The sequence below is a fragment of the Nocardioides sp. Leaf374 genome, from assembly GCF_916862475.1.
GTDB classification, from domain to species: Bacteria; Actinomycetota; Actinomycetes; order Propionibacteriales; family Nocardioidaceae; genus Nocardioides; species Nocardioides kribbensis.
Genome location: NZ_CAKASO010000019.1, coordinates 61515 through 67514, shown reverse-complemented (window position 1 = coordinate 67514; position 6000 = coordinate 61515). Strand labels below are relative to the sequence as shown.

Sequence of the window (6000 nt, the reverse complement as noted above, 5' to 3'; positions counted from 1 at the left end):
GCCGCCTGCGCAGGAAGTCGGCGTGAAGTCCGCCTGAGACCGTCGTCACTGTTAGGCTCTCCCCGAACTCAGGGAGGGGTTTACACAGTGGGAACTATTCTCAGCACGGTCGCGGCCGTCCTCGTCGGCGGCGCCATGGCCACCGCCACCATCGTCGGTGTCGTCTCGTCGCAGACGCAGAAGCCCGATCAGAGCCCGGTGAGCGTCACCGACGCCTCGCAGGTCGTCGGCTACGGCTCGACCAACTGACGCAGCGGCGCAGCGGCGCCGTCACCCAGCGTGCCCGGAGGGGCCGGAGGTCATCGCGACCGCCGGCCCCTCCTGGCGTCCAGGGCCCGCCGGGCCCGTGCGAGCGGGCCGGCGCCCGTGCCCCCGCGCCGCGCCCGCGTGCGGCGGGGCCGCACGTCGGCGACCACCTCGGGGTCCTGGCTCTCGACGTGGCGCCCTTCCACCGCAGCGAGCAGCACGAGGGCGAAGGCCTGCTGGGCGGCCTCCCACGTGTAGGTGCGGCTGACGCGCCGGGCGCCCTCGCCCAGCCGCCCGCGCAGGGCGTCGTCGGTGAGCACGGCCCGCAGGGCGTCGGTGAAGGCGTCCTGGTCGTCGACCAGCAGCCCCGAGTCGCCGTCCTCGACCGACTCCTGGGTGCCCCCGGCGGAGCGGTAGGCGACGGTGGGGGTGGCGTGCATGCCGGCCTCGCCGATCACCAGGCCCCAGCCCTCCTTGAGGGAGGGCAGGGCGAGCACCCAGGCGCGCTCGTAGACCTCGTGCTTGCGCTCCTCGGTGACGTGGCCCTCCAGCGTCACCAGGTCGTCGGCGCCGACGGCCGCGACGTGCTCGGCCAGCTGCGCCTCCCACCAGCCGCTGCCGACGACGCTGAGGTGCAGGCCGGGCACCTCCTCGCGCAGCGCGACGACCGCGTCGACGGCGTGCTCGACCTGCTTGTGGGGCACCACCCTGCCGACGACGGCGACGAGCGGCCGAGGGGAGGGGCCGGGGTCGACCGGCACCCACGGGTCGGTGCCGTTGTGCACCACGGCGACCCGGGGGCCGCGCACCCCGAGCGCCCGCAGCTCGCGGGCGGTGGCGCGCGAGACGGCGACGTACTGGGAGCGGCGGTAGAGCCTCGGTGCGAGGCGCCGCTCGATCCACCAGCCGACCCGGCCCACCAGCCCGGGGTAGACCACGGGCCACTGCTCGCGGTGCACGTGGTGCACGAGCACGACGACGGGGGCACGGGTGACGAGACGGCTGAAGAAGGGCAGGCCGTTCTGCACGTCGACGACCACGTCGGGGTCGCCGAGGTCGCCGCGGCGCAGCGCGCGCATGCCCTCGAGGTAGACCGAGAGCTTCGTGCCGCGCCGCACGAACCGGACGCCGTCGACCACCTGCTCGGGCGGTGCCGCGGCGTGGGCGGCGCAGAAGACGGTGACCTCGCAGCCGCGCGCGACCAGCCCCGAAGCCATCTTCTCCAGGTAGCGCTCCGCGCCCCCGCCCTCGGGGTTGCTGGTGTCGCGCCAGCTGAGGAACACCACCGAGGTGCCGGCCAGCGAGGCGGCCAGCGGGTCGGCCAGCGGGTCGGTCAGCGGGTCGGCCAGCGGGTCGGAGGACGGGTCGGCCGGGCGGTCGGCCGGGGACGGGCGAGCGTGCATCCGGCGGACACTACCAACGCGGCTACCAGCGGGTAGTCTCGCCGCCGTGCGTCGCCCCAGCTCCCTCCTGCCCCGCCGCCGACCCGGCGAGGTCCGAGCCTCCGGACGCGGGCGCGGCCGGGTGTTCCCGACCGGTCCGCGCAGCGCTCGTCGCCGCGCGACCTGGGGGCGGGCGACCCGGCTGCTGGGGGAGTTCCGCCACGAGCAGAGCGATCCCGCGCGCTTCTACACCGCGCTCGCCGACGACTCCGCGACCCAGCTGGGGTCCTACGTCGACCTGCGCGGCGCCACGCTGCTCGACGTGGGCGGCGGCCCCGGCTACTTCCGCGACGCGTTCCGCGCGGCGGGGGCGACGTACTTCTCCCTCGACTCCGACGTCGGCGAGCTCTCCGGCCTCGGCGGCATCGCCGGCGGCACGGTCGTCGGCAGCGGGATGCGGCTGCCTTTCCGCGACGGCGCGGTCGACGTCTGCTACTCCTCCAACGTCCTCGAGCACGTCTCCGACCCGTGGCTGATGTGCGAGGAGATGCTGCGCGTCACCCGGCCCGGCGGCACGACGTTCATCAGCTGGTGCCTGTGGTGGGGCCCGTGGGGCGGCCACGAGACCTCGCCGTGGCACCTCGTGGGCGGCCGCTACGCGCGTCGCCGCTACGCCCGCACGCACGGCCACGAGCCCAAGAACAAGTACGGCGAGTCGCTGTTCGCCGTCACCGTCGCCGCCGGGCTCGACTGGGCGGCGCGCCAGCAGGACGCCGAGGTCGTGGCCGTCCTGCCGCGCTACAACCCCCGCTGGTCGTGGTGGATGCTGCGCGTGCCGGTGCTGCGCGAGGTCGTGACCTGGAACCTCGTGCTGGTGCTGCGCAAGCGATGACCGCCACCTTCCGGCTGCGGCTGCTCGCCGCGTGCCTGGTGGTCGTGGGGGTGGCCTTCGTCCAGGACCCCGGCTACCTCGTCGCCGACACCAAGCTCGACCTCGCCGCCGCGCCCGCCGACTTCCTGGGCCGGGCCCTGCACCTGTGGGACGGCGAGGGCGCCTTCGGCCAGCTGCAGAACCAGGCCTACGGCTACCTGTGGCCGATGGGACCGTTCTTCCTCCTCGGCGGGCTCGTCGACCTGCCCGGCTGGGTGGTGCAGCGGCTGTGGGTGGGCCTGGTCATGGCGGTGGCACTCAGCGGGGCCGCGCGGGTCACCCGGGCGCTGGGGGTGCGCTCCGACCTGGCCTGCCTCACGGCGGGCTTCGCCTTCGCGCTCTCGCCGCGGCTGCTGACCACGCTCGGCCCGATCAGCATCGAGGCGTGGCCCAGCGCCCTGGCGCCCTGGGTGCTGCTGCCGCTGGTGCGCGGTGCCACGGTGGGGTCGCCCCGCCGTGCCGCGGCCCTCTCCGCCCTGGCGGTCGCCATGGTCGGCGGCGTCAACGCGGCCGCGACCTTCGCGGTGCTGCCGCTGGGCGTGGTGTGGCTGCTCACCCGCACCCCCGGACCGCGGCGGCGCGCGCTGATGCTGTGGTGGCCGCTCTTCACGCTCCTCGGCACGCTGTGGTGGCTGGTGCCGCTCTTCGTGATGGGCGCCTACAGCCCGCCGTTCCTCGACTACATCGAGACGACGTCGGTCACGACCTTCCCGACCACGCTCTTCGACGTCCTGCGCGGCACCTCGAACTGGGTGCCCTACGTCGACCCCGCCTCGCGCGCCGGCAACGACCTGATCACCACCGCGACCCTCGTGCTCAACAGCGGCGTGGTGCTGCTGCTCGGCGTGGCCGGGCTGGCCCACCGCCGCACGCCGCACCGCTCCTTCCTCGTGCTCTCGGTGCTCCTCGGCGTGCTCATGGTCGGGGCCGGCCACACCGGGGCGGTCGAGGGCTGGTGGGCCGCGGACGTGCGCGGGCTGCTCGACGGCGCGATGGCGCCGCTGCGCAACGTGCACAAGTTCGACCCCGTGCTGCGCCTGCCGCTGGTGGTGGGCCTGGCCCTCGTGCTCGACCGGGTGCTGGCGCGTGGTCGCGACGACCGTGCCGACGTGGGTGCCCCGCAGGGGCCCGGCGCCGGTCCGCAGGCGCGCCTGGAGCGGGTCAACCGCGCGGCGGTCGTGGCGATGGCGCTGGCGGTCGTGGCCGGCGCGGCGCTGCCGGCGGCGCTGGGCCGGGTGACCCCGGCCGGCGCGACCCTCGGGGTGCCGTCGTACTGGGAGGAGACCGCGGCCTGGCTGGCGGCCGAGGACGACACGGACCCCGGCGGCACCGACCTGCTGGTGCCGGGCTCGGCCTTCGGGGAGTACGTGTGGGGCGGCCCGCGCGACGAGCCGCTGCAGTGGCTGGCCGACGCGCCCTGGGCGGTGCGCAACGTGATCCCGCTGACCCGCCCGGGCAACATCCGCATGCTCGACGCGATCGAGGACCGGCTGGCCCAGGGCGAGGGGTCGGCGGCGCTGGTGGCCTACCTGCAGCGCGCCGGGGTCGAGCACCTCGTGGTGCGCAACGACCTGGCCCGCGACGGCGACGTGCCCGACCCCGTGCTGGTGCACGCCGCCCTGGCCGACAGCCCGGGGCTGGAGCGGGTGGCGACCTTCGGGCCCGACGTCGGCGGTGGCTCGCTGCTCGACGAGGTCGACGGCGAGCGGGTGCTCGTCAACGGCGGCTGGCAGTCGCTGCAGGCCGCGGTCGAGGTGTGGGCGGTGCCCGACGGCGGTCGGCTCGCGGTGGGCACCGAGCAGCCCGTGGTCGTGGCCGGCGGCCCCGAGGACCTGCTGGACCTGTCGCGGCTCGGGCTCCTCGGCGACACCCCGACCGTGCTCGCCGCCGACGGTGCGGAGGGCGCCGGTGCCCTGGTCGGCGACGACGGGGGCCTCGAGGCCCCGGTGGTGCTGACCGACGGGCTCCGCGCCCGCGAGCGCGGCTTCGCCCGCCTCCACGACGGCGCCTCGGCCGCGCTGACGCCCGGCGACGTGCGGCGCACCGGCAACCCGGCGCGCGACTACCTGCCCGCCGACGCCGGGCGCTGGTCGACGACGGTCCGGCTCGAGGGCGCGCGCGCCGTCTCGGCGTCCTCCTCGGCCTCCGACGCCACCGCGGTCGGTGGCGCGCGCCGCGGCGCGCTGCCCTACGCCGCGGTCGACGGCGACCCCGCGACGGCCTGGGAGACGGCCCCGCTGTCCTCCTCGTCGGCGTGGTGGCGCCTCGACCTCGAGCAGCCCATGGCGGGCGGCACCGTGCGGCTCGAGGGCGGGCCCGGCGCCACCGACGACCAGCTCGTGCGGCTGCGCACCGAGGCCGGCGTCGGTGAGGAGCTGCGCCTGGGCCCCGGCGACGTGCGCGAGACGACGCTGCCGGCCGGGGAGACCGCCTGGGTCGGGGTCGAGGACGCCTCCGGGGTGGCCGGCCGCGCGCTGTCGCTGGCGGAGGTCGTGCTGCCCGGCGTCGACGTACGCCGCCGGCTCGTGCTGCCGACCCTGCCCGAGGCGTGGGGCGACCCGGCCGCGGTCGTGCTGCGACGCGACCGCGACGCCCGCCGCGGCTGCGTCGTCGTGGACGGCGACGTGCGCTGCGTGGCCGGCCGCGACCGCGACGACGAGGAGGCCGCCGGCCTGAGCCGCGCGTTCACCCTCGACGCCGCCTCGGCGTGGGACACCCGGCTGAGCCTGGTGCCGCGCGGCGGGCCCGAGCTGGACCGGCTCGCCCTGCGCGACCAGCCGGTCTCGGTCGGCGCCAGCAGCACCGCCGTGCCCGACCCGCGCGGTGGTGCGGTGGCCGCCGTCGACGGCGACCCCGGCACGACCTGGAGCGCCGACCCCGACGACCTGCGCCCGGCGCTCGAGCTCTCCTGGCTCGGCCAGCGCACGATGCGACGGATCGCGGTCGACGTCGACGAGGACGCCGCGGTGCGTGCCCCGACCCGGCTGCGGCTCACCTGGCCCGACGGCCAGCGCACCGTCGACCTCGACGACGGCCGGGCGCGCCTCGTGCCGATCCGCACCGACCGGCTCCGCGTCGAGGTGCTCGAGGCCGACGACACCACGAGCCTCGACTTCTCCGCCGCCGGCATCGACCTGGGGGTGGGCGTCTCGGAGATCGACCTGGGCGGGGTGGAGTACCTCCCGCTGGCGCTGCCCACCGAGCCGGTGGCCTACCCCTGTGGCACCGGCCCCGACGTCGTCGTCGACAGCGAGGTGCTGCCCACCGCGCTGGAGGCCGCGCCCGCCGACCTCGCCCGCGGCGAGGTCGTCGACGGCCGCCTCTGCGGCGGCGCCACCCTCGACCTGCCCGCCGGCGAGGTCCTGGTCGACGCCCCCAGCAGCGCCGCGCTCGCCGTCGACGCGCTCGTGCTCACCGATCCCGCGCAGGCCGCCCTCCCGC

Annotated in this window: 3 protein-coding genes and 1 pseudogene; 3 read left to right on the top strand and 1 reads right to left on the bottom strand. The window is 76.6% G+C overall.

Translation table 11 applies throughout. The features are described from left to right. Positions 1 to 87: 87 nt before the first annotated feature. Entirely contained in the window at positions 88 to 249 is a 162-nt protein-coding gene (locus LPA27_RS10655; RefSeq protein WP_156697706.1) for a hypothetical protein, read from the top strand. A 50-nt stretch (positions 250 to 299) separates the two neighbouring features. On the opposite strand, the gene LPA27_RS10650 is transcribed toward LPA27_RS10655, so the two are convergent. Then, positions 300 to 1649 (bottom strand): glycosyltransferase family 4 protein, encoded by a 1350-nt coding sequence (locus LPA27_RS10650; protein ID WP_228942401.1) that lies wholly within the window; start codon positions 1647 to 1649, stop codon positions 300 to 302. 46 nt (positions 1650 to 1695) lie between these two features. On the opposite strand from LPA27_RS10650, the gene LPA27_RS10645 reads away from it, so the two are divergent. Then, positions 1696 to 2520, top strand: a complete 825-nt coding sequence (locus LPA27_RS10645) for a class I SAM-dependent methyltransferase (protein ID WP_228942400.1) — start codon at positions 1696 to 1698, stop codon at positions 2518 to 2520. Then, a pseudogene (locus tag LPA27_RS10640) lies at positions 2517 to 4604 on the top strand (alpha-(1->3)-arabinofuranosyltransferase domain-containing protein); the annotation flags it as partial. The gene LPA27_RS10645 and the pseudogene LPA27_RS10640, both read left to right, overlap by 4 nt. Positions 4605 to 6000 lie beyond the last annotated feature (1396 nt).